Consider the following 26677-nt stretch of genomic DNA (forward strand, 5'->3'; position numbering starts at 1 on the left):
ATGCAGCTCAGCATCGATCTCAGCGGCCGCGAAGTCCTCGTCACGGGTTCGGATTCCGCCGCCCGCCAGGCCGTCCGCCGCTTCGAGGCGGCCGGAGCTGTCGTCTCACGGCTGAGCACTCCCCAGGGCGCCGGCCAGGATGGTCCGCTGCCGGAACGGCCGTTCCTGGTGGCCGCCGTCGACGACGGCCAGCCCGGCTGGGAGGCCCTGCTGGACCGGTGCCGCACCGTCGGAATCCTTGTCTCGGCCGAACCCGCTGCGGGTCCGGCCGGCCACATCACGCTCGTGGGCGGCGGCCCCGGCAGCGCCGAGCTGCTGACCGTCGCCGCGGTGGCGGCGCTGCGGGACGCCGACGTCGTCTTCTACGACCGGCTTGCGCCCTGCCAGGAATTGCCCGCCCTGACCTCGGCGGAGCTCGTCGACGTGGGCAAGAAGCCCGGCCACCACAAGGTCAGCCAGTCCGACATCGAGAAGCTCATGGTCGAGAGCGCCCTCGCGGGCAACAACGTGGTCCGGCTCAAAGGCGGCGATCCGTACGTCTTCGGCCGCGGCGGTGAGGAAGTTGCCTCCTGCGTGGCGGCCGGCGTTCCGGTCCGCGTGATCTCCGGGGTCACGAGTGCCATCTCCGTCCCGGCCGCGGCCGGGATCCCGGTCACGCACCGCGAGGTCAGCCATATGTTCACCGTGGTTTCCGGCCACGCCCCGCTGACGGAGAAGGAACACACCCACCTTGCCGGACTCGGCGGGACGATCGTGGTCCTGATGGGTATTGGCACCCTGCACCAGCTGGCGGCCGGTCTCCGCCGCGCCGGCATGCGCGCTGATATGCCGATGGCCGTCGTCGAACGCGGCTACCGTCCCGGCCAGCGCACCACCATCGCCGATCTTGGCACCATCGCCACCGCCGCCGCCGGCTGCTCCAACCCGGCCGTTCTGGTGATAGGCGACGTCGTGAAAGTGGCCGAAACCAACCGCGGCACGGCCGGGGCCGCGGCGGACCTGGACCGTCTGGCCGCCTCCCTGATGGAGGCGTGAGGACCATCATGAGTGCAGTGAACGCGATCGCACCGCCATCCCCGCCCCTGAACGCCCGCCAGCCGGACGAGCTCCAGCCGGACGGCTCTCTGCCGGAAGGGGACACCGCGGCGAGGGCGGACCAGCCGTTGGAGGGATTCCGGATCGGGGTCACCTCGGACCGGCGGTCCCAGGACCTGATCGAGGCCCTCGAACGGCGCGGCGCGGAAGTGCTGCACGCCCCGGCGCTGAAGATCGCCCCCGTGCAGGAGGACCTGCGCCTGATCGAGGACACCCGGGCCATCATCGACGCCAGACCGGACCTCTGCATCGCTACGACCGCCTACGGCATGCGCCGCTGGTGCGAGGCCGCGGACACCTTCGGGATCGGCGAACAACTGCTGGAGACGCTTGGGGCCTGCCGCATGTTCGTCCGCGGACCCAAGGCCCGCGGCGCGGTCCGCGCGGCAGGGCTGGCCGACGTCGGCATCAGCAGCGACGAAACCACCGCCACCCTGGTGGATATGCTCCTCGCCGAGGGAGTGCGCGGAAAGACAGTTGCGGTCCAGCTGCACGGTTACACCGATGTGCGCCAGCTGGAGCGGCTGCGGATGTCCGGCGCCACGGTCCTGACGGTTACGCCCTACCGCTGGGTAAAGCCCGACGGCGAGGACCGGCTGCCGCGGCTGATCGAGGCAGTCTGCAGCGGCAACCTTGACGTGCTGACCTTCACGAGTGCCCCCGCCGTCGATGCGCTGTGGAGCACCGCGCACGAGATGGGGATGTACCGGCAGCTGGTGGAGTGCCTGAAAACCACGGTGACGACCGCCGTCGTCGGCCCTGTCACCGCCCAGCCGCTGCTCGACGTCGGTTTGCACCCGCTGATCCCTGAGCGGTACCGGATGGGAGCGCTGATCCGGCTGGTCTGCGAGCACCTCGCCCTGAACCACGTCCGCCGGCTGGACACGGTGCACGGCAGCCTGGAGCTCCGGGGCCGTTCGCTCCGGATCGACGGCGAGGTCGTGGAGCTGGCGCCCGCGCCGCTGCTGCTCCTGCGTGCCCTGCTGGGTGCCGGCGGTGCCGTCCTGAGCCGGGAATCCCTCGCCGACCTGCTGGAACTGCGCGGCTCTGTGCATGCCCTGGACATGACGGTCAGCCGGCTAAGATCCGCACTGCCGGACGGCCGCCTGATCGAGACCGTAGTGAAGCGGGGCTACCGGATCCGGACCTGATCCGGCCCCCAGCCCACGCCCCTTGTTACCGGCGGGTAAACACTGGCGAACAAACGGTAGGCATACTGCAACCGGGCGGAAACCTCCCGGAAAAAACCGACGCCTACGCTGGGTCCGTCAAGCATTCGGGGCCAACATCGCCGGCCCCACTTCTGAAGGGGCCAGCACATGTCCGTTAGCGCAGCGACCGCCGCACCGACCGTATCCGCCGCCGCGGGGCCATCCGCCGCGGCGCACTCCACCGCACCGTCCGGCACGGCACCGCCCGGGCACCGAATCGTGATTGCCGGCGCCGGCCCGGCCGCCCGGGAGCTGGTCCGCAGCCTCACGCGGACGCCGTTCGCCGGTGTCATCACGGTGCTCAGCAACCGGGACGACGCTCCTGCCGAGCTCTTGGAACTCGCCGCCCTGCCCCGGGTGTCCGTGCGTTTCGGCCAGCCGGCCAGCTTCGTTGACCCCATGGGCCGGCTCGTGACCACCACGGACGGGCTCGAATTCGGCTATGACGAACTGGTCATTGCCACCGGCGCCGGCCCCGCAGAAGCTCCGGTGGAGGGCGGCGCCGGGTGCCTGAGCTATTCCACAATCGACGACGCCGGCCTGCTGGGCGAAACGGTCCGGGACATTGCCCTGGTCCTGGGCCGGCGGCCGCTGGGCATCCTCGTCGGCACCGGCGCGGCGGCGGGCCAGTCGGAAGCGGTCCTGCGGGCCCGCGGTGTCCGGCCGGTCCGCACGACCCTCCGTCCCTCCGCTGCCCTGCCACCCGTCCCCGGGTCGGCCCTGCTCTCCACCGGCATCGTCTTTGCCGACGGATCCAGCATGAGCGGTGACCTTGTTGTCCTGGCCGAGGAGCGCGTTGCCCGGGACGGACTGGCGGCCAGCGCCGGACTGGCGACGGCAGCCGGGGGCGGCATTGTGATCGGCCAGGATTTCCGGACCTCCGTGCCGGGTATCTGGGCGCTCAGGGACGCCGCAGCCTACGACGGCGTCCGGCTGGGTCTCCTGCTTTCGGCGGGAACGGCGGCGGCGGCCTGCGCCTCACACCTGCTGCATGCGACAGCATCAGGACGCGCGGGGGACTCTGTGCCGTGGCCTGCGGCAGGACCGGATGCAGTGGCCGCGTAGAACTGCCCGGCAGCCCCGGGGCAGACTCCGCGGCTGCCCCCCGGGCCCCGGTGATATGGCAAGATGGACCTCTGATACGCCGCGAGCCCTGCGGCGCCGACAGGCCCACGAGGCCACCCGGAACAAGGCCCGCCAGGAAAGGGACCACCATGAGCAACGAAGCCACGGCTGCCGGAAGCACCACCCCCGCAACCCGGGACAGCGCACCGAACATTGCCGCCTATATCGACCACACCCTGCTCAAGCCCGAGGCCAGCGAGGCGGAGGTCCTCAAAGTCTGCACCGAGGCGGCCGAGTACCGGTTCAAGTCCGTCTGCGTCAACCCGGTCTGGGTCAAGACCGTCCACACCGCCCTCAAGGGCTCGGGCGTGCTGACGTGCTCCGTTATTGGGTTTCCGCTGGGCGCCACGCCGAGCGACGTCAAGGCCTTCGAAGCCCGCGGAGCCGTCCTGGACGGCGCGGAAGAGATCGATATGGTGATCAACATTGCCGCCGCCCGCGCCAATGACAAGGGCGCACTGGTGGAGGACATCGCCGCGGTTGCCCAGGCCGTCCACGACGGCGGGGCCATTCTGAAAGTCATCATCGAAACGGCCCTGCTGACCGATGACCAGAAGGTCCTGGCCTGCGAAGCGGCGGTCGAAGCGGGGGCGGACTTCGTGAAGACCTCCACCGGTTTCAACGGCGGTGGCGCCACAGCCGGGGACGTCGCGCTCATGCGCCGCACAGTGGGCCCGGACCTGGGGGTTAAGGCCTCCGGCGGAGTGCGCTCCCTCGCCGACGCACAGGCTATGATTGCTGCAGGTGCAACACGTATTGGCGCCAGCTCAGGCATCGCGATCGTCAAGGGTGAACAGGGTTCGTCCGCGTACTGATCCGTGCCCGCCGCTGCCACAGGTTTGAGCCCCCTCGGGGCCTAGGAGGAACGAATGTCCAAGAACACCAGCAAGGCCCCGCAGGGCGAGAACAACCTGATGTCCACCGTCATCATCTTCGCAGTGATGATGGCCCTGTTCCTGGGCTCCATCTACTCGCTGTCTTTCCTGACGCTCGGCAACCCGTGGCCGATGGCCGTCTGCCTGGGCCTTTTCGCGCTCGCGTTCTGGATCCCGCAGACCATTCTGGGCCGCTCCGATTCGGCCGGCGAGAACTGATTCCTGCCGCCACCCGCGCTTAAACGACTGAAGCTCCGGTTTTCCGGAGCTTCAGTCGTTTAAGGCTCAGCCCGGTGCAGGACCGAACATTCCCTCCAGCAGTGCCGTCCCCAGCGCATACCCGGCGGGGACATACGATCTCGCCAAGGCCAGGACCGCTATGGCCACACCCACCATGGCGTAGGCGCTGACCGGGATCAGGACCAGCCATTCCCGCCGCGAACCGGCCCGGCCCAGCAACGGGATCGAGAACGCCCCGTTGGCCTTCCAGACGTCCTTGACCAGCGGCAGTTTCCGCAGGAACTTCGGCGGCTTGATCACGAGCGGCCAGAGCAGCGGCACTCCCCCGGTGGTAATCATGTCCCCGACGATGTGCACAATGACGCCGGTGAGCATGGAGACCGGCAGCCAGGTCCATTGCTGCGGCGCGAACCACGTCACGAGTCCTGCCATCACGATCGCGAAGACCCAGTTGCTGATCCAGCCGTACTTCGGAAAAAGCTTCAGCGCCTTGGCGGCGATGTTGATCAGAAACAGGCACAGCAACCCGGCGCCGACGGACAGCAGCCCCCACTCCGTAGCGACCTGGAGCTGCCCGGCGAACGTTGCGAGCAGCACGAAGCACACCGCGCCGACGATTGAGTGGGTCCCCTGCCGGTGGCCGCCGCTGACCTTCTCGATGCCGCGGGCAATCAGGTTCGACAGCGGCGGCAGCGAGTGCGCCACGGTACTGGAGCGGTGGTCCCAGTCACAGATCAGGGCCGTTCCGGCCGTCGCCATGGCACCGATCACGATTCCGGTGGCATCCAGCGGATACCAGCCCAGCGCGTACGGCCCGGTCGAGGCTATGGCCACCCACGCCGCGGCACCGGATGCAGCGTGGTGTCCGCCCATCATGCGTTACCCCACCGCCAGCGGCGCGTCCGAGAAAATGTTGCGGATGACCCCGTTGGCCCAGTCGAGGATTTCGGCGTCCTGCAGGTCCCGGCCACCGATCCGGGCCGTCTTGGGCTTGGGCACCAGGACCGCGTCAAGCGCCGGCTTGGCCTGAGCACCGGGATACATCCGGGTCAGCCGCATGAGTTTGGACTCCGGCAGTTGGGCCGGGGAGAACTTGATGAAATTGCCCTGCAGGGCAACGTCGGAGAGCCCGGCCTCGCGGGCCCCCACCCGGAAGCGGGCGACGTCGATCAGGTTCTTCGCCGGCAGCGGCGGCTCACCGTAGCGGTCCACGAGCTCGGCGAGGACCTCATCGATGGCCGCGGAGGTCAGCGCCGAGGCGAGTTTCCGGTAGGCCTCGAGACGCAGCCGTTCACCGGGGACGTAGTCGTGCGGCAGGTGCGCGTTGACCGGCAGCTCAATCTTCATCTCGGCGGCCTTCTCCTCGGCCTCGCCGCGGTAATCAGCCACGGCTTCGCCCACGAGACGGATATAGAGGTCGAAGCCCACACCCTGGATGTGGCCGGACTGTTCGCCGCCGAGCAGGTTGCCTGCACCGCGGATCTCGAGGTCCTTCATGGCCAGCTGCATGCCGGCGCCGAGTTCGTTGTGCGTCGCCACCGCCTTGAGTCGTTCCAGCGCCACCTCGCCCAGCGGTTTTTCCGCGGGGTACAGGAAATAGGCGTAGGCCCGTTCGCGGCCGCGCCCCACGCGCCCGCGGAGCTGGTGCAGCTGCGAGAGCCCGTACTTCTCCGCCCCGTCAACGATCAGCGTATTGGCGTTGGAGATGTCCAGGCCCGTCTCGATGATCGTGGTGCAGACCAGGACGTCGAAGCGCTTCTCCCAGAAGTCCACGATGATCTTCTCCAGCCGGCTCTCGGACATCTTGCCGTGGGCCACCTCCACCCGGGCCTCCGGAACGAGCTCGCGGATGTGCGCTGCGGTCCGTTCAATGGAGGACACCCGGTTGTGGACCAGGAAGACCTGCCCCTCGCGCATCAGTTCGCGCCGGATTGCCGCGGAGGTCTGTTTGTCCGTGTACGGCCCCACATAGGTCAGCACCGGGTGTCGTTCCTCCGGCGGCGTCGCCAGGGTGGAGGTCTCCCGGATGCCGGTCAGGGACATTTCCAGGGTCCGCGGGATCGGGGTGGCGCTCATGGCCAGGACGTCGACGTTGGTACGCATTTTCTTCAGCGCTTCCTTGTGTTCGACGCCGAACCGCTGTTCCTCGTCCACGATCACCAGGCCGAGGTCCTTGAATTCGAAGTCCTTGGACAGCAGCCGGTGGGTACCGATGACGACGTCGACGGCGCCGGTCCGGACCCCTTCGGCCGTCTCCTTGGACTCTTTGGCGCCCTGGAAGCGGGACAATGGCTTGACCCGCAGCGGGAAGCCGGAGAACCGCTCGGTGAATGTCTCGTAGTGCTGTTGGGCGAGCAGCGTGGTCGGCACAAGCACGGCGACCTGCTTGCCGTCCTGGACCGCCTTGAAGGCCGCCCGGACCGCGATCTCGGTCTTGCCGTACCCGACGTCGCCGGAGATGAGCCGGTCCATCGGGATCTCCCGCTCCATATCGGCTTTGACCTCGTTGATGGTGGTCAGCTGGTCGGGGGTCTCCACATAGGGGAAGGCCTCCTCGAGTTCGCGCTGCCACGGTGTGTCGGGTCCAAACGCATGCCCGCGGGAAGCCATTCGCGCCGAGTACAGCCGGATCAGTTCGCCCGCGATTTCCTTGACGGCCTTGCGCGCCTTGGACTTGGTGCTGGCCCAATCCGCACCGCCCATTTTGCTCAGCACCGGGGCGTCGCCGCCGACGTAGCGGGTGACTTGGTCCAGCTGGTCGGTGGGGACGAAGAGCCGGTCCCCCGGCGCGCCGCGTTTGGAGGGCGCGTATTCAAGCACGAGATACTCGCGGACCCCGTCCCCGCCGCCAGCTACCTTGCGCTGGATCAGCTCCACGAACCGGCCAATACCGTGCTGTTCGTGGACAACGTGGTCACCGGCGAGCAGCTGCAGCGGATCGACGGCGTTGCGCCGCTTGGACGGCATCCGGCGCATATCCTTCGTGGATCCGGCCGAGGTCCGGCCCCAGCAGGTCGGCCTCGGTCAGGAGTGCCAGCTTGAGGTCGTCCAGCACGAAGCCGCGACCGGCCGCGGCGGTGGTGATCTCGATCAGTCCGGCCTGCGGCTCCTTCTCGAGGGAATCAACCCGTGCGCACGGGATGTCGGCGTCGTGGAAGAGTTCGGCGAGGCGCTGCGCTGGGCCGGGGCCTTCAGTTACCACCACAATCCGCCACTGCTCCCGGACGCGGGAACCGATGAAGTCCATCATTTCGGCGACGTCGCCCTGGTAGCCACGCGGTTCGCGGGCGTGAAGGTTCAGCACGTCGACGTCGGGCATAAGTTCTTCATCGGTGGCCAGCGAGCTGATGGACCACCAGGACACCCCGTGGGTCAGGGCGGCGGTGCGGGTCTCGGTCAGTGACCGGAAGCTGGCCGAATGCAGGGCCGCCGAGGTCTGCGAACCCAGAATCGCGTCCAGCGCCAGCGGCGCGGTGCCGCCGTCGGACGCGGTCGACCAGGCGGCCTCAAGGAACTCCTCATTGGTGGCGGCGAGGTCGTGGGCTCGTGTCCGGACCTTTTCCGGCTCGATCACGACGGAGATGGACCCGGCCGGAAGCTGGTCCAGGAACGGGACCATGGCATCAACCAGTACGGGCGCGAGGGATTCCATGCCCTCGACGGCGATCCCGCCGGCGATCTTCTCCAGCATGTCCGCCGCAGCGGGCAGCTGGGACTTCAATGTCGCGGCGCGGGACATCACGGAGGGAGTGATCAGGATTTCGCGGCACGGCGGGGCGTGCAGCGTGGTCGGATGGTGCACGCCCGGTGCGCTCAGCGAGCGCTGGTCGGCGACCGCGAACCAGCGCATCTGCTCCACCTCATCGCCGAAGAACTCCACCCGGATCGGGTGGTCATCGGTCGGCGGAAACACGTCCAGCATGCCGCCCCGGACGGCGAATTCGCCGCGGCGGGTCACCATGTCCACGCGGGCGTAGGCGGCGTCGGCGAGGCGCCTCACGACGTCGCTGAACGGGACCTCCTGGCCGGTCGTCAACGTGACCGGTACCAGCTCGCCGAGTCCCGCCACGATGGGTTGAACAACGGCGCGGACCGGCGCCACAACGACGCGGAGGCCGCCCGCGGCGGAGGACTCCGGGTGGGCCAGCCTGCGGAGCACGGACAGCCGCCGGCCGACAGTATCCGAGCGCGGCGAGAGCCGCTCGTGCGGCAGGGTCTCCCAGCTGGGGAATTCGGCCACGACGTCGGCGGGCAGGTAGGCACGCAGGGCCGCGGCGAGGTCTTCGGCCTCCCGGCCGGTGGCCGTAACTGCCAGGACCACGGGCGCCCGTCCGGTCCCGGCAGTACTTGCGCCGGCCGCTTCGGCTGCTTCGACTGCGGACACGGCGAGTCCGTCCGCGAGCTCCGTCAGCAGGGCAGCCCGCAGCCCCGCCGGGGCGCTGATCTGGTAGTCCTCGCTGCGTTCGCCGAACCCGCGTGAGGCTTCGGCCCGGACCCGGGCGTAGTTCCGGTCGTCGGCGAGGGTGCGGCGCAGGCCGGTGAGAGAGGGGCCGTTGAGGCTCATGACTGAAGCTCCTGATGGGATCACGTACGTGCAGGCAACACGAATACCCGGAATTCGTTGGAATCCCGGGTATTCCAAGCCTACCGCGGAGGCGGCGGCACCCCGTCCGGGACCCTGCGTCGCCGGGCAATTCCGGCAGCGGGGGCCTATGCTGGCAGGAGCGGCACCCGGCCGGTTGGCATCGCAGCACGGCCGGACACCGGAAGCGACCCGTCCGACGGGCCGGGCGCTCCGAACGGCTTAACTAGACGGTTGCACGAATCACGCCAGGACCAAGGAGCCAACCATGAACTCCATGCCCGAGGGATCGCCGCAAAGCGGCCCCGCCAGGCCCGCAAGCCCCCGGAAGGTGCTGGTCACAGGCGCCACCGGCTACATTGGCGGCCGACTGGTCCCCCGGTTGCTGGAGGCCGGACACACCGTGAAGGTCATCGTCCGGACGCCCGCCAAGATTGCCGGAGTGCCGTGGCTCAACGACGTAGAGGTCGTACAGGGCAGCCTCGACGACGGCGGGATCCTGCGGGAGGCGCTGGACGGCGTCGACGTTCTCTACTACCTGGTGCATTCGATGGCCGGCGGCACCGGCTTCGAACAAAAGGAAAAGACGATGGCGGAAACCGCGGCCGCGGCGGCGACGGCTGCGGGCGTCAGCCGGATCGTGTACCTCGGCGGCCTCCACCCCGGCGGCACCGAACTGTCCACCCACATGCGCTCCCGGGAAACGGTCGGCAAAGTCTTCCTCAACAGCCAGGTGGACGCTGTGGTCTTCCAGGCAGGGGTGGTCATCGGCTCCGGCTCAGCCTCCTTCGAAATGATCCGGCACCTCTCCGACACCCTGCCCGTCATGCCCGCACCGAGCTGGGTGCGGAACAAAATTGAAGCCATCGCCGTCCGCGACGTGCTCTACTACCTGGTGTCCGCTGCATCCGTTGCCGGTCCGGTCAACCGCACGTTCGATATCGGTTCCCGCCAGGTGCTGACCTACGCAGACATGATGAACGAATACGCCGCCGAAGCCGGCCTGCCCAAGCGGTTGGTGCTCGCGCTCCCGATCCCGGCTGCCAAACTCGCGGGAATGTGGGTGGCCCTGACGACTCCAATCCCGCTGTCCATGTCCCTTCCCCTGGTGGAATCCCTGCAGCACGATGCGATTTCCGGCGAGCACGACATCGATGCGGTGATCCCCCAGCCAGAGGGCGGACTGACCGGTTTCCGGCACGCTGTGGCATTGGCGCTGAATAAGGAACGCGACGGGCAGATCGAAACGGCCTGGTCCAACGCTGGCGCCGACGCCGACCCGTTGCCGAGCGATCCGGACTGGGCCGGCCACCGGGTCTTCGTCGACGAGCGGACCTACGACAGCGAGGCCGCCCCGGAACACGTCTGGACCATCATCGAAGGCATCGGCGGCAAGAGCGGCTGGTACTCCATGCCTTTGGCCTGGACGATCCGCGGCTGGATTGACAGCGTTACCGGTGGCGCCGGGCTCAGCCGCGGACGCCGGCACCCGCACCGGTTGGCCGAGGGCGAGGCAGTGGACTGGTGGCGGGCCGAGCGGATCGACCGCGGCAGGCTGCTGCGGCTCCGCGCCGAAATGAAGGTCCCGGGCCGGGCGTGGCTGGAACTGTCCGTCGAGCCGGACGGGGACGGCAGCCGCTACCGGCAGCGGGCGATCTTCTTCCCCAAGGGGCTCGGGGGCCGGCTGTATTGGCTCGCAGTACTGCCGTTCCACAGCCTGATCTTCCCAGCCATGTCGCGCAACATTGCCGCCGCGGCCCTGAAGCTGCAGGAGGCCGAATCGGAGCAACCCCGGCCCAGCACGTAAGATGTTGGGTGCCCGATTCGTCAAGTTCCATCACCACGGAGGACCCCATGGCCCTGAGTGCATCCACTACCGTCCAGCACAGCGTTGACCGTGTCGCCGCTGTCTTCGCCAATGAGGACTTCCTCCGCCACACGAGCGAACTCGTCGGCGGGACGCTGGAATCCTTCGTCATCGACGGTGATCCGGCCGGAGCGTTCAGCACCACCACCGTGCGGACCATCCCCACCACCCGGATGCCGGACATCGCCCGGAAGTTCGTCGGTGAAAGCGTGAACGTGACCCAGGTTGAGACCTGGGCGGCTCCCACGGCCGACGGTTCCCGGCACAGCAACATCTCCCTGAAAATCGCCGGGGCTCCGCTCGACGTGAAGGCTGTCCAGCGTCTTGTCTCCGACGCCGGCAGTACCCGGATCGAACTCGAAGGGACCGTGACGTCATCCGTACCGTTCCTCGGCGGCAAGATCGCCGACGCGGCCGAGCCGATGGTGGGCAAGGCCCTGAACATCCAGTCCCAGCAGGCCCAGGCCTGGCTCGAGAGCCACTAGCCCCGTGCAGCTTCCTTTTTTTCTGGCCGTTGTGCTGATCGTTGCGGGCCTGTGGTCCCTCGTCGTCTGGCCGCAGTTTCTGCGCCGGGTGATGAAGGACCCACGGGCCCGCGACGCCGGCGGCAAGGCCACCCGATTCCTCACCGTCCACGTTGTCCTCGTCAGCATCTCGCTGCTTTTCGGGGCGGCTACGGCCGCGGTCGGGGTGGCGGGGCTGTTCGGCTAGCGAGCAGAGCCTGCGTTTCCGGCGGGGCCGTCGGAGGGCTCCCTGTTGTGTCGGCTTAAGAGGTCCACGAAGGTTACTTACGCGGGACTTTCCCATGAGTCAACGCGGCCTCTAGTGCGAGCCCCTATCAACTGCTAGCATTCCGGCTCAGGGTGTTGCACCGGATAGCGGGCGGGGCCCTTTCGTCCGGAATTGGGGGCAGGGATGACAGCCTATTTGGCGAGCGCACAAACCGAACCGCAGCAACGGTCGGTCCGCATCGATCTTGTACGTTTGCTGGGACTGACGGTGGTCGTGGCCGGCCACGTCTGGGCCCAGTTCCCGATCGGCGGTTACGTAGCGATTTTCTTCGTTCTCGCCGGCTACCTGCACTCCGGCCGGCGTTCCTTGGCCGCGGAGGTCCGGTACCAGACGTGGAAGCTCCTCATCCCCTATGCCGCCTGGCTGCTGTTGCTGGCCATCCCGTATTTTGTCCGACTTACATTAGGACGGACCGGTCCCGTGGACTTCGGAGGCCGCGCCCTGGATCTGCTCTGGGGCGGCGAACGGGCCACCAGGCCATTTACCGCATTCTGGTTCATGACGGCGATGTTTGTCGCCGCGGTGCTCTTCCGAGTCCTCGTCCGGGCGCCCCGCTGGCTCTACGTCGGCTGCCTCGTGGCCGCCTTGGCAGCGAGCGTCTTTGACCAAGAGCTCCTCGGGGACCGGCCGGGCGCGGCGGACGTCGGGGCGGTGGCAATCCTGTTCATGGCCGCCGGGCATGCCTACCGGTGGATAGAGCCGAAGATCGACCGGCCGTTCACGGCGGCCTTGGCCGTCATCGCCGGGTGCGCCATCCTGGTCGCGTCCGGAACAAGTGCCAGAATGACACTCAAGGCCGCGGACTTCGGGACGCCCGTCCTCAGCGTCGCCGTCGCCGTGCTGATTGCCGTAGCCGCGCTGTCTCTGGCCCGGCCGCTGGCCCGGTCCTTGTCCGCCAACGCGAGCCGGACCGTAACGGCGCTCGTACGGATGGGGACGCCCGTTATTCTGCTCCATGCTGTCCCGCTCTGGCTGTTACCGGACAGCGTTCCCCAGACCGTGAAGTTCGTTCTGGCCTGGGCATTTCCTGTTTGCGTGGCGCTGGCCCTGCTGCGGTTCCCGAATTCCTGGGCCAGGCGCACACTCATGCCGGACAAGAACCACCATCTGCTCTGAACCAACCGGAAGTCCAAAACGCCTGTGCGAAGCGGTCGGCACGGACGTAGGCTGTGAGCAGTTGGCATGGATCACGTGCCAGGGAGGACGTCGAAGAATGCGGATTTCGGTCATCGGTTGCGGATATTTGGGGGCGGTCCACGCGGCCTGCATGGCACGGCTTGGCCACGACGTGGTGGGCATCGATGTCGACGCCGCCAAAGTCGCCCAACTGTCCGACGGCCAGGCTCCCTTCTACGAACCGGACCTCGATGATCTCCTGACCGAACTGGAGGATACCGGCCGACTGCGGTTTACCACCGACATGGCCGCCGCGCGCGGCTCCGAAGTCCACTTCATCTGTGTTGGCACACCGCAAAAACGCGGCGAAAACGGCGCCGATCTGCGGTATGTCGATGCCGCCGTTGAAGCCTTGGCCGCCTACGTCTCCCCCGGCGATGTGGTTGCTGGAAAGTCCACAGTTCCAGTCGGCACCGCTGCACGCCTCGCTGAGGTCATCACAGCCGCGGAGCCGCACGCCACGCTGGTCTGGAACCCTGAATTCCTCCGTGAAGGCCACGCCGTCGCTGATACCCTGGGCCCCGACCGGTTTGTCTACGGCGTACCTGACGGCAGTGAAGAGCACCCCGCAGTGGCTGTGCTGGACCGTGTTTACGAGACTCCGCTGGCCACCGGCACGCCGCGGCTCGTGCTGGACTATGCGACGGCGGAACTGGTCAAGGCAGCTGCCAATTCGTTCCTCGCCACCAAAATCTCCTTCATCAATGCGATGGCCGAGGTCTGTGAAGCCACCGGAGCGGACGTCTCCCGGCTGGCGGATGCGCTCGGCCTCGATGACAGGATCGGACGGAAGTTCCTGAACGCGGGCATCGGCTTCGGCGGCGGCTGCCTGCCGAAGGACATCCGCGCTTTTATGGCCCGCGCCGGTGAGCTGGGCGCGGACCAGGCCCTGTCCTTCCTGCGCGAGGTGGATGCCATCAACATGCGCCGGCGAATCCGGGTGGTGGAGTTGACCCGTGAGCTATGCGGCGGAACCCTGATGGGGCAGCGCATCGCAGTACTGGGCGCCGCGTTCAAGCCCGAGAGCGATGACGTCCGCGACTCCCCCGCGCTCAGCGCGGCGGCGCAACTCCAGCTTCAGGGCGCCATCGTCACCGTCACGGATCCCCAGGCGCTGGCCAATGCCGCCAAGCGATTCCCCGAGTTGCCACTGGAACCTGATCTGGAGGCCACGCTGCACAAGGCGGACGCCGTGCTGCTCCTGACCGAGTGGAAGCAGTACCGCGACATGGATCCGCACACAGTCAAGGCACTGGTGTCAGCTCCGCGCATCCTGGACGGCCGCAACGTCCTGGACCCGGCCAAGTGGCGCGCCGCTGGCTGGACCTATAAAGGCCTCGGCCGGCCCTGACCCGTTGGACCCGACCCGCCGGACCCGGGCCTGCCGGGACGGCGTGCTGCCTGCTATGCGGAGGGCGCCTCTGCTGAGAGCGCCTGGCCAAGGGCATCCTCGGCCGCAACCCAGGACAGCATGGCGCACTTGACCCGGGCTGCGTAGCGGGAAACTCCCTCGAACGCGGCGGCGTCACCGAGGACTTCCGGGTCCGCGGCCACTTTGCCGCGCGAGCGGAGCACTTCCCGGAAGCTGCCGATCACCGTGCGGAGCTCTTCCGGGGTCATGCCCTCGGCCAGATCCGTCAGCACCGAAGCGGAGGCCATCGAGATCGAACATCCGTCGCCGTCCCAGCGCAGCTCGCTCACCTGACCGTCGGACACCGCAACCCGGAGCGTGATTTCATCGCCGCAGACCGGGTTGAGCTGGTGCGACTGTCCCGTTGTTGAACCCCCGGGCGCCGCGACGCCTGCCAGGCCGCTGCCGTGGCGGGCTTTGGAGTGCTCCAGGATGATCTGTTGATAAAGCTGGTCAAGACTCATGTACTGCTGTCCTTAAGCCTGGAAGTAACCGCGGACGCCGGCAACGGCGTCAAGAAACGCGTCCACATCATCTGTTGTGTTGTAAAGGTAGGTGCTGGCCCGTGTGGTTGCCGTCAGCCCGAGCCGGCGGTGCAGCGGCTGGGCGCAGTGGTGACCCACCCGCACGGCGATGCCCCGGCTGTCCAGGAACTGTCCGACGTCGTGGGCGTGCACGCCCGCCACGTCGAAGGCGGCCAGGCCGATCCGTTCCCGGCCCGCCGCCGGGCCCAGCACCCGGATCCCGGGGATGGCTTCCAGGCCTTCCACGAGGCGCTGGCCCAGCTCAGCCTCCCAGGCGTGGATGCGGGCTATTCCGGTTTCGCTGAGGTAGTTCGCCGCGGCTGCCAGGGCCACAGCCTGGGAGATCCGCTGGGTCCCGGCCTCAAAACGCTGCGGGCTGGGCAGAAATCCGGCCCGGTCCATAGTAACGGTGGTGATCATGGAGCCACCGGTCAGGAAAGGCGGCATGGCGTTAAGCAGCTCGGCGCGGCCGTAAAGTCCGCCAATGCCCGTCGGGGCCAGCATCTTATGCCCGGAGAAAACGGCGAAGTCCACGTCCAGGGCCTTGACGTCCAGCGGCAGGTGCGGGGCGGACTGGCACGCGTCGAGCACCACGAGTGCGCCCACGGCCCGTGCGAGGCCCACCAGCGTCTCCACCGGGTTGATGGTGCCAAGGACATTCGAGGCGTGGGTGAAGGCCACGATCCTCGTGCGGGGTCCGATGATCCGGGCCGCCGCGTCGAGGTCCAGGGTTCCGTGGTCATCCACGGGAATGAATTTCAGGCTTGCCCCGGTACGTTCGGTCAGTTGCTGCCAGGGAATCAGGTTGGCGTGGTGCTCCATCTCCGTTACCACCACCTCGTCGCCTGCCGACAGCGCAAACCTCGCGGCCTCCGGAGCGGCGCCGGGGAGCGAGGCGTTAAGGAAGGAGTAGCTGAGCAGGTTCAGGCCTTCGGTGGCATTTGAGGTCCAGACAAGTTCATCGTCTGCGGCGCCAATGAAGGCCGCCACCGTTTCGCGGGCATCCTCGAAGACCTCGGTGGCCTCGACGGCCAGGTGATGGGCGCCGCGGTGGACCGCCGAGTTGCGCTGCTCGTAGAACTCCTGTTCGGCCTCCAGCACGCTGACGGGATTCTGCGACGTGGCCCCGGAATCGAGGTAAATCAGCGGCCTGCCGTTGACGGTCTGCTGCAGGATCGGGAAGTCGTTACGGATCCTCAGGACCTCGTCGTTTCCAATTGCCGCGGCAGAGCTGCGCAGGTGGGCTGGGATGGCAACCATGGGAGGACTCCTGGATTGGCGTTTGCTGCAGCGCATATTCCCGCCGGCCAGTGAGGTCGATGGAAATACGTCACACAGATTCGTCCTAATTATCCCACGGCCGAACAGCCGTCCTTCGCGCTGGGTTCCCGGAGCCGGACCCGGCGGAATTCGACCGGGGGGCCGGCAATGTAATTCTTCAGCAGGGAAAGCCACGCGCCGCCGTACCGGATGTCGTCCGACTCGGCCGTCCAGGTCTGGGATCCGCCGCCCGCGCGCCGGGCCGCGATCCGGCCGGGGCTCATCGCTACCACCAAGGCAACCCATTCTCCGGGCACCGGCGCGGGACTGGAAACGTGGGCAAGACTGACCGCGGGCGACGTGCCGCCGTCCTGTCGATAGAGCGTGAGGGTGCCGTCGGCGGTGAAATCGAGGTGGTACCCCACCACGGACCGGGGGTCACCGGCGCGGTAGGGCCCGTCCCCGTCCTGCCCGAAGGCGACTCCGGCGCCGTTCCGCCCGGCAGGGACCCGCTCCGGCCAGCGGAGCTCAAACTCCAGCTCCCACTCCGGAACATTGACGGATTCGGCCATTGACCCGAGCACATAGCCGGACGTCTCCCGACTGGAGATGCGGACGGCCCCGTCCACGAACGAGGGCTGCTCATCCCAGACTGCGTCGGCCGCCCAGGGCAGATCGCCGGTGCCCCGCCGCCCGTCCGCGAAACTGTCCTCCATGCGCGGCGCATCAAGGTGCAGGACATTCCGGATGTTCGAGCAAATGAAACCGCGCACGCCGAGGTTCAGCAACCGGGCATGCTCGCTGCGCCGGTGGACCTCCCATGCGGCGACGGGCTTCCCCGTGCCCACCATCTCGCGGATCATGGCTTCCGGGGCCGTGTGATGGACGCCAAGCACATCCACCCCCGGCGAAAGCTCTGCGACCCGCTCTTTTTCCCGCGACGTCATGTAACCGAAGGTCGTGTACCCGCGGGCCGCCGCCAGGTCATGGCCGGGCGAGGACGCCGGCTGTTTCCAAACAATGTGTTCGCGCGCGTTTGGATAGTTCTCCAGCAGTTCGAGAATTTCGTCTGCGTTGGTGCCGGGTTTGTCCTCCAGGAAGATTACGTGCGTTGCGGCGAAGGCGTCCAGGACGTCGGTCAGCAGCGGAATGGGTTCCAGCGGTGTCGCCGGACCAAGCCATGCGCGCGCGTCATTGCGCAGCGATTCCACCGCGGCATAGGACGCGCGCGGGATGGTCAAGTCGATCCCCGTCAAGCGCAGGGCGTTGAGGTCGTGGTGGCAGACGAGCACCTCCTCCCGGGTGGAGGACACTGACACCTCGATCGCTTTGAGCCCGGCGTCCACCGACGACTGGTAGGCGCGCATGGTGTGCTCTGGCCAGTTATCCCCCGATCCCCGGTGCGCGACGAAGAACGACGGCGCCGCCAGCAACTCCGCAATCGTAAATGGCCCGCGGTCTCCCGGTGCCGCGATCACGCCCTCCGCCACGAACACGGCGGCCGCAGCGGAGGCCGGCACGATCTCGGCCCGCGGCCGGAACGGGCCGGCCGGCGGCACGGGACATGCCGAGCATCCTGCCGCGCCGAGAACGGTTCCGGCGGCGGTCAGGCCCAGGAAATGGCGCCGGGAGACCGGCATCCGGGAGCCCCTCATGGCAGGCGCGATCCCGGCAACTCCGGCGCGTACAGGTCTCCGGCCATAGGTGCAGGATCAGCCGCAGGCACCCGTGCGCGCTCGAGATTGGACCTCTCACGCGCTTCGTCGGCCGCGATGACCACCATGGCGAAAACGGTCCAAACGACAATTCCAGCGGCGGAACGGGTCGCCAGCGAGCTATAGGTCTGCGGAATGGCGAGCGCCATAATGCCGGCGAGCATCAGTCCGGGGTATCCCGTGCGGCGGCCGTAACGGGCCAACAGGACGAGCATCGACCCGAAGTAAAGGCCCGCGAAGACGACGCCGATATCGATGCCGTACATCAAGGTTGGGTTCTCAAGACTGGTCTCCAGTCCTGCTTGGGCGGCAACACGGTAGCTGGAGCCTATGCCGTCCCCTGCCAGCGCGTAATCGGCCCACCTGCTCAGGTAGTACTCAAGGGCAAGGCCGCGCGCTTCGGTGGAGCCGGTGTCGTTGGAGAGCCGGGCCGCTACACCCGCGATCAAGGGCGAGGCCATGATGGCCGCGCCGCCGCCGGCCATCACCACCAGCATGGCCGACTTAACCCAGACGGGCCGACGGGTGAAAATAAGGACAGCAAAAATGGAGACTGCCAGGCTGGCGAGCCCCACACGAGACTGGGAGATCAGCATGCCCACTGACATGAGTCCGAGCAGCGCGGCTTGGAGCCACGGCCTGCCAATTCCGATGACCAGCGGCGCGGCAACGCAGATAACAAGCGACAGAGCCAGCGGCTGGTCCAGTGTCCCCATCCAGCGGCCGGAATCCCGGGCAAACCAATACTGCGTGCTGAACCCGGACTGGAAGAAAATCACTGACCCCGTTATCCATTGCAGGACGGCAACGCCACACACGAGGGCCACCAGGGACAGCATCAGCGTGCGAAGCATCACCACGAGACCTTGGCCGCGGGCCGCGTGGGACAACAGGAGCAGGAAATAGAGCACCGGAACGACGATCTGATCGATGAGCAGGACCATTCCGCCCCGGCCGGAAGTTACGGAGGTCAGGAAGGCTGCGAGCATCACCACGAACAGAACCAGAAAGAGCACGAAGTGCCGGGCCACGGCCATCCGGATGCTTTCCGGATCGTGAAGCATTCTCATGACGAAGACCGAAAGGACAAGCCAGGTGGCGGCGTGAACGGATAATGGACCGGACGATATTCCCGTGAGAACCGGGGACCCGATGGCCGGGACGAGAAACCAGAGGCAAAGAGCGGCGGCCAGCAGCACCCGCACCTGGTTCCGCAATAGGACTGACGCGCCAAGGCAGAGGCCAATCCACAGCGCCAACTGCATTTACAGCCCCTGGCCGGACGTCTGACGCCGGGACAGGCTGTCCCCGCAAGCGCCCATGCTCAGTGCTTTCCGGCAGCTTCGGTGACCGGCTGCGGTTCCACCGGCGCTGCCGGCGCCGCCCTCCGTTTCCGCCGCGCCCCCGACAGCCGGGAACGCCTGAGGCCCGCCGGGACAGCCTCCGCGAGCTGGCGCGGCAGCGCCGTCAGAACGGCCCCCGACACCCGCCCCTTGACCAGTTCCAGGTTCCGCAGCGATGACCGCAGCAATTCGCGGCTGACCTTCTGGTACATCACGACCATCACCGTCGAGTCGGACCGGACCGCCAGCAGCGCTGCATCGCTCAGCGGCTGCAGGGCGGGCGCGTCAATGATCACACGGGTGTAAGAGCCCCGCATTTCGCCCAGCACGGCGGTCATGGACCGGCTTGCGATGAGTTCGGTCGGATTGTCCGGGGCGGCTCCGGCGGCCACGACGTCGAACCCGGCGCCCGGTGCGTGCTGGATGACGCTTTTCAGGGCGGAGCGGCCGGCGAGGACATCAGTGAGGCCAAGTCCGCCTGGCAGCCCTAGATCGTGAGCCAGCTGCGGCTTGTGGAGGTCGGCCTCCACCAGCAGGGTGCGTTCCCCCGCCTCGGCCCAGGCGCGTGCCAGCATGAGGGCTACCGTGGATTTTCCCTCACCCGGGGTAGCCGAAGTAATAACCAGGACGGCGGAAGCCGGCGCGGCCGGTAAATGGTCGATATTGGTCCGGAGCCGCCGCGCGGCCTCGTCAAACCCGGAGGCCGGCCGCTGCTGCAGGATGGAGATGAAATTACCAGCCTCACCGGCAGCGGGAATGCGCGCAAGCACGGGCACCGCGGCGGCTTCCTCCACCTCAGCCGGGGTCCGGAGCCTCTTGTCCCCCAGCCGGCGCGAGACCACCAGAACGATGCCGGCGCCGAGTCCCAGCAATGCCCCGAGCCCGAGGTTCAACCCGACGCGCGGCGACACCGGATCCGTGGACGCCGTCGGCCCTCCAACCACGTTGAGGTCGGTCTGGCCGGCAGCGTCCTTGGTCTGCCCGGCCTCAACGGCGCGGAGCGATTCGCTGAGACGAGAGGCAATGGTCTGGGCCGCCTGGGTCGCCTTCGCGGGGTCGGGGAGGCTCACCACGACGGTGAGGATCCGGGTGTCCTGGTTTGCCGAGGCGCTGATGCTGCCCTCAACTTCCGCGGACGGGACACTCGAATTGCTGCTGAACAGCTGACGGATGAAACTATCGCTCTCGATCAGGCTGGCATAGGCAGCGACACGTCCGCGCGACAGTTCGAGGGACTGAAGGGGTGACTGGCCGACCGCCGTATGGGACACCACATAGAACTTGACGGCGCTTTGGTACATAGGAATTGTGCTGGCAGTGACGAGCGCCGCGGCGCCCAGACCCGCCAGCAGACCTGCCAGTACCCACAACCAGCCCCGGACTATCGCGCGCCCGTACTCTGCCAACTCCAATGGGCCACCCCCTGTGGCTTCCACGCCGCGCCGATTACCGACACAGTTCGTCATGGTCCCCTGACGCCCCATTATTGACCGAGGTCAGGCGGTAAGGAAGCTTTTTTAGGGGATGGCTTTTGCGTGATAGCCGTGTTAACACCCGTCCCGCGCAGTATGGCCCGGCTGCCTGGTCCCAGGCAGCACACGCCGGAGACCGGGGTCCGAGGTACCGCGGCACCTAGCCAAACACCGCCGTCGGCCGTAGTCTGTCCTCAATCAAGGTGGATCTGCACGGTCTCAGCCAAGGTCTTGACCGCAGGATCCAGCAACAGGTCTCACTAAGCAACAGGTCTCAATAGCGGTCCGCGGCGAGTGGCGTGGCCGGGTCCCTGCAAGGGGGCCCTGTTCCTTCCGTCGTGCGCTTCGTGCGGCGGCGATTGATTTATGGGGGCACGATGTCTAACAGGCGGCAACACCTCTCGGTGCTGGTGGCGCATCCCAGCGCGGATCTCTATGGTTCGGACCGGGTGCTGCTGGAAACCGTTGAGGGACTTCGGCGGGCCGGCGCCCAGGTTGTGGTGACGTTGCCGGCGTCGGGCCCGTTGGTTCCGGAAATCGAGCGCCGCGGGGCTACGGTCGTGTTGTCCCCAACGCCGGTGCTGCGCAAAAGCATGCTGTCCGTGCCCGGTATGTTACGGCTGGCCGTCACATCCGCCCGCGGACTACGCAGCAGTATCGGCGTAATCCGGACGGCGCGCCCGGACGTGATCCTCGCCAACACCATCACGGTCCCGCTCTGGACTCTGGCCGGCCGCCTGACGGGCGTGCCCGTGGTCACCCATGTGCACGAGGCCGAAGCGAACGCCCCGCGGGTGCTGCGGGCAGCCCTGGCCCTGCCGCTGCTTCTCTCCCACGGGATCCTGACGAACAGCCAGTTCAGCGCCGAGACACTGGCCGCGGCGCTCCCGTTCCTGCGTGGCCGCTCGGAGATCCTTTATAACGGCGTCCCCGGACCGACCGTTGCGGTCGCACCGCGTGACGGTCTCCACGGAGGGCTCCGGATCCTGTACGTGGGCCGGCTGTCCCACCGCAAGGGTGTCGACGTCGCGATCGACGCGCTGCTGGAGCTTCGGAGCTCCGGAGTGGAGGCCAAACTGGGCATTGTCGGTGCGGTTTTCCCCGGCTACGAGGATTACGAGGCGGGGCTGCGCGAGCAGGTTGCGGCCAACGGTGCGGAGAGTCATGTCACTTTCCACGGTTTTCAAAACGGGATCTGGCCCTTCCTGGCTGAGTCCGACGTCGTCGTCGTGCCGTCACGGATTGATGAGCCGTTCGGCAACACGGCGGTGGAGGCAGTGCTGGCCTCGCGGCCGGTCATCGTCAGCAACACTTCTGGCCTGCGGGAGGCGGCGGCCGGTTACCGCTCGGCCCAGTTCGTTGAACCCGGCGACGTCGGCGAACTCGCCGCCGCTCTGGCGAGGGTTTCAGTCGGCTGGCAGGACTACCAGGCGGATGCGCGAGTCGACTCCGCGGAAGCCGTGCGTCGGCACAGCCCGGAGCACTACGGAAGGTTGATGGCAGGCCATCTGGCCCAGGCAGCCGGCAAGGCGCTGTGACCGGAACCGCCGCCAGCCGGTCCGCCCCGGGGGCGCGGGCAGCCGGTCATGGCGAACAGAACAGCGGACAGATGCCGACGACGGCACGCAGCGTCCGCTGGAGCTTCGGCGCAGTTCTGGCACGACAGGGATTCCAGCTCGCCTCCGCCGTCGTTCTGGCCCGAATCCTGGGTCCGGAAAGCTACGGCGTCATCGCCGCCGCCACTGTCTATATCAGCCTTGTCGCCCTGCTCCTTGACCAAGGACTATCGGCCGCGCTGATTCAGCACCCGGACGTTGACCGCCGGATGGCCGGTGCGACGGCGACGCTGAACCTGGTCGTTGCCACCGTTCTCGGGGCGCTGACCTGGTGGGCGTCTCCGTCGATTGCGGGGTTCTTCCGGGTGGACGAACTCGAACCGATCCTGCGGCTGTTGGCGTTCGCAATCCCGCTCAAAGCCCTCGCGATCACGCCCCGCGCTATGTTGTCCAGGGAAATGCAACTGCACCGGGTGGGCGCGGCGGACATCGTCGCGGCCGCAATCGGCAGCGCGGCCGGAATCAGCGCAGCGCTGGCCGGCTCCGGCCCCTGGGCCATGGTTTACCAGGTGGTGGCCACGGACCTCGTCTACAGCTGCCTGCTACTGCGCGCCAGCCGTGGACCGCTGCCAAACCTCGCGTTCCGGTCGATCGTTCCGTTGTTCCGCTTCAGCATCAGCGTTTTTGCCACTGATTGCCTGGCCTATGTCTCCCGGAACATGGACAACATCCTCGTGGGCCGGGTGCTCGGCGTGGGTGCACTGTCCCTCTACGGCATGGCCTACCGGATCCTCGTGGTGCCGGTGCAACTGATCGGCCAAACGGTCAACCGGGTTATGTTCCCGGCCTTCGCCAGATCTGCCGACCGCCCCCACGAGGTGGCTGCCCAACTGCTCACCGCCACCCGGCTGCTGGCCATCGCCGCAATCCCACTCATGACTTTCGTTGCCTGCACCGCACCCGAGCTCGTCAATTTGGTGCTGGGAACAGCGTGGCTGCCCGCCGCGGCCTTAGTGAGCGTCCTCGCTATCGGCGGCGCCCGCGAAACCGTATTTTATGTGACCCCGTCCCTCATGAAAGGTCTTGGCAAGGGCGCCCTGATCGTTCGCTACGAGATTCTGGCGGCGCTGATACAAGTAGGCGGCATAGTCATCGGCCTCCAGTTCGGGGTCCTTGGCGTCGCCATCGGCTACTCGGCGGCGGGCTTCGTGCTCACCCCGCTGCTGCTCTGGATCCAGCAGCGGTTGACCGGTGTGACGACCAAATCCCAGCTGGCCGCCATCCTGCCAGCGGTGCACGCCGCCCTCTGGGGCGCCGCTGGCTACTGGCTGTGGTCACTCGTTGACCTGCCCTCCCTGTGGCGCCTGCTGGGCGGGCTGCCGGTTTTCTTCGGACCGGTGGTGGCGGTGCTCTTTGTGTTCCACCGCGCTGTACTGTCCGGCGTTCTTGCTCAAACGCGGGCACTTTTCCGCCGGCCGCCGAGCCAGCCGCAAGTTACATCGTCGGAAGGACCGTAAATGACCGAGACCTTGCCCATCGGCGACGGAACCGCGCCGGGAGGCGTCGTTATCGCGGTGCTGACTTATCGCAGGCCCGCGGACATCGCACTCGCGTTGCCCCGGCTCGCGGCCCAGGCAGCCCCGGACAGCGGTCTCCCCGGACAGCCGCGGGCGACTGTGCTGGTGATCGATAACGATCCGGATGCTGGTGCCCGGGAGACCGTCAGCCAACTGGCCGAGTCCTTCCCTCCCGGGCTGGTGCGGTACGTCCATGAGCCGAGACCCGGAATTGCCGCCGCACGGAACCGTGCCCTGTCCGAAGCGGCTGCCAGCGAACTGCTGGTTTTCATCGACGACGACGAGGTACCGTCCGAGCAATGGCTCACCCATCTGGTGGAGCTTCAGGCGGCCACGGGCGCCGCCGCTGTAGTCGGCCCCGTGATCAGCGAATACGAACACGAGCCCGAGCCGTGGATTGAAGCGGGCGGCTTCTTCCGCCGCCGCAGGCTCGCGACGGGCTCCCGCCTGGACGTGGCGGCGACGAACAATCTGCTGCTGGACCTGCGGCAGGTGCGGGCTCTGGACCTGCGCTTTGACGAACGATTCGGCCTCAGCGGAGGTTCGGACACACTCTTCACAAGAAAACTCGTCCGTCGCGGCGGAGAAATGCTCTGGTGCGACGAGGCCGTCGTTGTGGACCGGGTGCCAACATCCCGGCTCACACGGTCCTGGGTGCTCCGCCGCGCTTTGCGCAGCGGGAACTCAGCCACACGTGTCAGTTTGGAACTTGCGGAGAACATCGGAACCCGTGCCGCGGCCAGGGGTTCGTCGCTCGCCGCCGGAGCGGTGCGGTTGATCGGCGGATTCGGGCGGCTCACGGTCGGCGCCCTGACCGGGTCAGCGGCGCATCAGGCGATGGGACTGCGGACGGCCGCACGGGGCCTCGGGATGGCCTCGGCGGCCTTCGGTTACGTCTACAGCGAGTACCGGAGGAAATAAAGTTTCCGGCGCGAGAATCGGCCCGGCCTGACGGATGCCACCAACCCTGAAATCACGGGGAATTTTGAGCCCTTACGCAAGCGACACGCCCTGCCGTAATAGAGTCGCAACCTCACATATTCCACCGTTACCAATTTGCAACCATTCGATGGCTCGACTAACGTGATCCACCAGAAGCCGGGGTCGGGGATGCCGTCCAGGAAGTCAGGCGTAAATGCTGCCCGTTTGCCCATGCGGACGTCGCAGCACACTCATTCTGCGCCGACAGTGCACATACTAAAATTCGGCAAAGCGACCCAGCGTGGACGCCGCCGGCTGTACCTGGAGCCGGGTGCCATGCTTCCCTCGCTATGACAGTGCGATTCCCTGTGCCCGGAGAACGAAACTTATGAGGTATGACCGTATGGCTATCGCGCCCAAGAACAAGAACATCCGACGAACGTATACTCTCAGCGCTGCCGCCCTCACCGCAGCAGCGCTCACCCTCACTGGGTGTGGAGAGCTCGGGGCATTGACGACTCCCGGCGCTGCGTCGGATGTCCAGGCCGCCGTGAGTGAGGCCAATCCGGCACCGGCCGCGGGAACCGCACCGAACTCCGGCACGGACGGTGCGCCGACGCCGACCCCAGCCACCGACGCACCCGCCCTCGAGGAATCACCCGCTGAGGCACCCGCCGTCAAGGATGCACCCGCAAAGGCACCCGCCGTCGAGTCGGCTTCTGTGGAGTCAGCGGGGCCCGCCGCCTCCCTCACCCCGGCAACCACAGCCGGTTCAGCCGTCTCCGCGACACCCGCCGACGAAGGTTCTGTCGTCCGCGCGGCATCTACCGGCGCAAGTCCGGCAGTCGTAGCTGCTGTGACTGTGCAGCCGAAGAGCGCAATCGCGCCCCAGAGTGTTGCCGCAGCGTCAGCCCCCGCACGCACGGTTGCCGTGCAGGCAGCGCTGACGCCAGGCTCGTATAAGCCATCAGCATCAAACACGGGTGTGCCCGCCGGGACGACACTGAAGGCATACAACACCTCCGGAGCGGACCTGGTCATCACCAAGGATGGCACCGTGCTTGACGGCCTGGACATCTACGGTGACATCAAGGTCCGCGCCAAGAACGTGACCATCAAGAACAGCCGTTTGCGCGGCGGCAAGGCGATCCCCCGGGCCAATACCGGGATCGTGGACGCCACCAACGCGGCCGTGGCAAACCTCGTAATCCAGGACAGCACGATTATTCCGGACCGCGCCTCGTACTACCGCGACGGTGTCGTTGGGCACGACTACACCTCCCGCCGGAACCACATCCAGGGCACGAACGATGGCCTGGGTATCTTCAACCGTCCCGGCGGGCCGGCGGCAGCCAACGTCACGGCCGAGGGCAACTACATCCACGATCTGACTTACTGGTCCAATGACCCGGCTCACCGGGACGGCACGCACAACGACGGCATCCAGGTCCAGGGCGGCCAGAATATCCGCATTGTCGGCAACAACGTCGTGGGAACCTCACGGCCTGGCCCCGGCAGCGCGCCCAATCCCCGTGGCGACAAGGCGGGCACCGCCATCATGCTCCAGCAGAATGTTGCCCAGCTCGCCAACGTGATCGTAGATAAGAACTGGGTCGATGGTGGCCAGACGTCCATCAACATCGACAACGGAAAATACTCGAAGATCACGGTCACACTCTCGGGCAACAAACTTGGCCGCAACCAGTTCGACTTCGGCAATGGCTCGAAGTATCCCGTCCGTATCATCAAGCGCAGCGCGAGCAACACTCCCGGGCTGTCGACCAACCGCTGGGCGGACAACCTCGCTCTGCTCGTCGAAGGCAAGACCGGCGGCATCCGCTACAACAGCTGATATGTAGGCGTTCCTTGTCAAGAGGGCACACCACGACCGGGCGCACCGGGCGCGGTGGCGGTGTGCCGTAACGAGGGCCGGAT

General features: G+C 67.1%; 20 protein-coding genes and 1 pseudogene. 14 read left to right on the plus strand and 7 right to left on the minus strand.

The window, feature by feature from the left end:
* The 5 genes from cobA (at window position 1) to KY499_RS06515 (ending at window position 4525) form a co-directional block, all read left to right on the plus strand.
* Complete coding sequence (gene cobA / locus KY499_RS06495) at window positions 1-1035, plus strand: uroporphyrinogen-III C-methyltransferase (protein ID WP_219886562.1); 1035 nt, start codon at window positions 1-3, stop codon at window positions 1033-1035.
* Window positions 1036-1052: 17 nt separating this feature from the next.
* A complete protein-coding gene (locus KY499_RS06500) occupies window positions 1053-2246 on the plus strand; it encodes a uroporphyrinogen-III synthase (RefSeq protein WP_375141137.1) in 1194 nt (397 codons plus the stop codon).
* A 168-nt stretch (window positions 2247-2414) separates the two neighbouring features.
* Complete coding sequence (locus tag KY499_RS06505; protein WP_258190994.1) at window positions 2415-3371, plus strand: pyridine nucleotide-disulfide oxidoreductase; 957 nt, start codon at window positions 2415-2417, stop codon at window positions 3369-3371.
* 149 nt (window positions 3372-3520) lie between these two features.
* Window positions 3521-4246 carry a deoxyribose-phosphate aldolase gene (gene deoC, locus KY499_RS06510; protein WP_219886563.1) on the plus strand — a complete coding sequence of 242 codons (726 nt, stop codon included), beginning with the start codon at window positions 3521-3523 and terminating at the stop codon, window positions 4244-4246.
* A 54-nt stretch (window positions 4247-4300) separates the two neighbouring features.
* Window positions 4301-4525, plus strand: coding sequence for a hypothetical protein (locus KY499_RS06515; protein ID WP_123255269.1), 225 nt, complete (start codon window positions 4301-4303; stop codon window positions 4523-4525).
* A gap of 66 nt (window positions 4526-4591) precedes the next feature.
* Here KY499_RS06515 and KY499_RS06520 read toward each other — a convergent pair whose 3' ends face one another.
* The gene (locus KY499_RS06520) at window positions 4592-5422 is read right to left on the minus strand and encodes a metal-dependent hydrolase (protein WP_183164494.1); all 831 of its coding nucleotides are present in this window, start codon (window positions 5420-5422) and stop codon (window positions 4592-4594) included.
* A gap of 3 nt (window positions 5423-5425) precedes the next feature.
* Window positions 5426-9110: pseudogene (mfd, locus tag KY499_RS06525) on the minus strand (transcription-repair coupling factor).
* 295 nt (window positions 9111-9405) lie between these two features.
* Here mfd and KY499_RS06530 point away from each other — a divergent pair.
* The 5 genes from KY499_RS06530 to KY499_RS06550 all read left to right on the plus strand — a co-directional run bounded on the left by KY499_RS06530 (window position 9406) and on the right by KY499_RS06550 (window position 14314).
* Complete coding sequence (locus KY499_RS06530; protein ID WP_183164495.1) at window positions 9406-10935, plus strand: SDR family oxidoreductase; 1530 nt, start codon at window positions 9406-9408, stop codon at window positions 10933-10935.
* Window positions 10936-10982: 47 nt separating this feature from the next.
* On the plus strand, window positions 10983-11480 hold the full coding sequence (locus KY499_RS06535; protein WP_123255266.1) for a DUF2505 domain-containing protein: 498 nt from the start codon (window positions 10983-10985) through the stop codon (window positions 11478-11480).
* 4 nt (window positions 11481-11484) lie between these two features.
* Entirely contained in the window at window positions 11485-11706 is a 222-nt protein-coding gene (locus KY499_RS06540; protein ID WP_219886564.1) for an SCO4848 family membrane protein, read from the plus strand.
* Window positions 11707-11910: 204 nt separating this feature from the next.
* The gene (locus KY499_RS06545) at window positions 11911-12903 is read left to right on the plus strand and encodes an acyltransferase family protein (RefSeq protein WP_219886565.1); all 993 of its coding nucleotides are present in this window, start codon (window positions 11911-11913) and stop codon (window positions 12901-12903) included.
* Between the two features lie 97 nt (window positions 12904-13000).
* Window positions 13001-14314, plus strand: a complete 1314-nt coding sequence (locus tag KY499_RS06550; protein WP_219886566.1) for a UDP-glucose/GDP-mannose dehydrogenase family protein — start codon at window positions 13001-13003, stop codon at window positions 14312-14314.
* Window positions 14315-14367: 53 nt separating this feature from the next.
* Here the strand turns inward: KY499_RS06550 and sufU are convergent, their stop codons facing one another.
* The 5 genes from sufU to KY499_RS06575 form a co-directional block, all read right to left on the minus strand.
* On the minus strand, window positions 14368-14838 hold the full coding sequence (gene sufU / locus KY499_RS06555) for a Fe-S cluster assembly sulfur transfer protein SufU (protein WP_219886567.1): 471 nt from the start codon (window positions 14836-14838) through the stop codon (window positions 14368-14370).
* Window positions 14839-14850: 12 nt separating this feature from the next.
* Window positions 14851-16158, minus strand: a complete 1308-nt coding sequence (locus KY499_RS06560; protein ID WP_219886568.1) for a SufS family cysteine desulfurase — start codon at window positions 16156-16158, stop codon at window positions 14851-14853.
* An 89-nt stretch (window positions 16159-16247) separates the two neighbouring features.
* Window positions 16248-17813 (minus strand): glycerophosphodiester phosphodiesterase, encoded by a 1566-nt coding sequence (locus KY499_RS06565; RefSeq protein WP_219886569.1) that lies wholly within the window; start codon window positions 17811-17813, stop codon window positions 16248-16250.
* Complete coding sequence (locus KY499_RS06570; RefSeq protein ID WP_219886570.1) at window positions 17810-18943, minus strand: hypothetical protein; 1134 nt, start codon at window positions 18941-18943, stop codon at window positions 17810-17812. The genes KY499_RS06565 and KY499_RS06570 overlap by 4 nt, the downstream gene beginning before the upstream one ends.
* A gap of 254 nt (window positions 18944-19197) precedes the next feature.
* Window positions 19198-20628, minus strand: a complete 1431-nt coding sequence (locus KY499_RS06575; RefSeq protein WP_219886571.1) for a polysaccharide biosynthesis tyrosine autokinase — start codon at window positions 20626-20628, stop codon at window positions 19198-19200.
* A 437-nt stretch (window positions 20629-21065) separates the two neighbouring features.
* On the opposite strand from KY499_RS06575, the gene KY499_RS06580 reads away from it, so the two are divergent.
* From KY499_RS06580 to KY499_RS06595, 4 genes are all read left to right on the plus strand, one after another.
* Window positions 21066-22226 carry a glycosyltransferase gene (locus tag KY499_RS06580; RefSeq protein WP_219886572.1) on the plus strand — a complete coding sequence of 387 codons (1161 nt, stop codon included), beginning with the start codon at window positions 21066-21068 and terminating at the stop codon, window positions 22224-22226.
* Window positions 22223-23761, plus strand: a complete 1539-nt coding sequence (locus KY499_RS06585; protein ID WP_219886573.1) for a lipopolysaccharide biosynthesis protein — start codon at window positions 22223-22225, stop codon at window positions 23759-23761. The genes KY499_RS06580 and KY499_RS06585 overlap by 4 nt, the downstream gene beginning before the upstream one ends.
* On the plus strand, window positions 23762-24742 hold the full coding sequence (locus tag KY499_RS06590; RefSeq protein ID WP_219886574.1) for a glycosyltransferase family 2 protein: 981 nt from the start codon (window positions 23762-23764) through the stop codon (window positions 24740-24742).
* Between the two features lie 403 nt (window positions 24743-25145).
* Complete coding sequence (locus KY499_RS06595; RefSeq protein WP_219886575.1) at window positions 25146-26594, plus strand: hypothetical protein; 1449 nt, start codon at window positions 25146-25148, stop codon at window positions 26592-26594.
* The last annotated feature ends 83 nt before the right edge of the window (window positions 26595-26677 follow it).

This window comes from Arthrobacter sp. PAMC25284, assembly GCF_019443425.1.
Lineage (GTDB): Bacteria > Actinomycetota > Actinomycetes > Actinomycetales > Micrococcaceae > Arthrobacter > Arthrobacter oryzae_A.

Bases quoted from the DNA above. Each gene is read 5' to 3' on its own strand.
- cobA (WP_219886562.1), top strand. From the start codon at position 1: ATGCAGCTCAGCATCGATCTCAGCGGCCGCGAAGTCCTCGTCACGGGT.
- KY499_RS06505 (WP_258190994.1), top strand. From the start codon at position 2,415: ATGTCCGTTAGCGCAGCGACCGCCGCACCGACCGTATCCGCCGCCGCG.
- deoC (WP_219886563.1), top strand. From the start codon at position 3,521: ATGAGCAACGAAGCCACGGCTGCCGGAAGCACCACCCCCGCAACCCGG.
- KY499_RS06515 (WP_123255269.1), top strand. From the start codon at position 4,301: ATGTCCAAGAACACCAGCAAGGCCCCGCAGGGCGAGAACAACCTGATG.
- KY499_RS06520 (WP_183164494.1), bottom strand. From the start codon at position 5,422: ATGATGGGCGGACACCACGCTGCATCCGGTGCCGCGGCGTGGGTGGCC.
- KY499_RS06530 (WP_183164495.1), top strand. From the start codon at position 9,406: ATGCCCGAGGGATCGCCGCAAAGCGGCCCCGCCAGGCCCGCAAGCCCC.
- KY499_RS06535 (WP_123255266.1), top strand. From the start codon at position 10,983: ATGGCCCTGAGTGCATCCACTACCGTCCAGCACAGCGTTGACCGTGTC.
- KY499_RS06545 (WP_219886565.1), top strand. From the start codon at position 11,911: ATGACAGCCTATTTGGCGAGCGCACAAACCGAACCGCAGCAACGGTCG.
- KY499_RS06550 (WP_219886566.1), top strand. From the start codon at position 13,001: ATGCGGATTTCGGTCATCGGTTGCGGATATTTGGGGGCGGTCCACGCG.
- sufU (WP_219886567.1), bottom strand. From the start codon at position 14,838: ATGAGTCTTGACCAGCTTTATCAACAGATCATCCTGGAGCACTCCAAA.
- KY499_RS06560 (WP_219886568.1), bottom strand. From the start codon at position 16,158: ATGGTTGCCATCCCAGCCCACCTGCGCAGCTCTGCCGCGGCAATTGGA.
- KY499_RS06565 (WP_219886569.1), bottom strand. From the start codon at position 17,813: ATGAGGGGCTCCCGGATGCCGGTCTCCCGGCGCCATTTCCTGGGCCTG.
- KY499_RS06570 (WP_219886570.1), bottom strand. From the start codon at position 18,943: ATGAGAATGCTTCACGATCCGGAAAGCATCCGGATGGCCGTGGCCCGG.
- KY499_RS06580 (WP_219886572.1), top strand. From the start codon at position 21,066: ATGTCTAACAGGCGGCAACACCTCTCGGTGCTGGTGGCGCATCCCAGC.
- KY499_RS06590 (WP_219886574.1), top strand. From the start codon at position 23,762: ATGACCGAGACCTTGCCCATCGGCGACGGAACCGCGCCGGGAGGCGTC.
- KY499_RS06595 (WP_219886575.1), top strand. From the start codon at position 25,146: ATGGCTATCGCGCCCAAGAACAAGAACATCCGACGAACGTATACTCTC.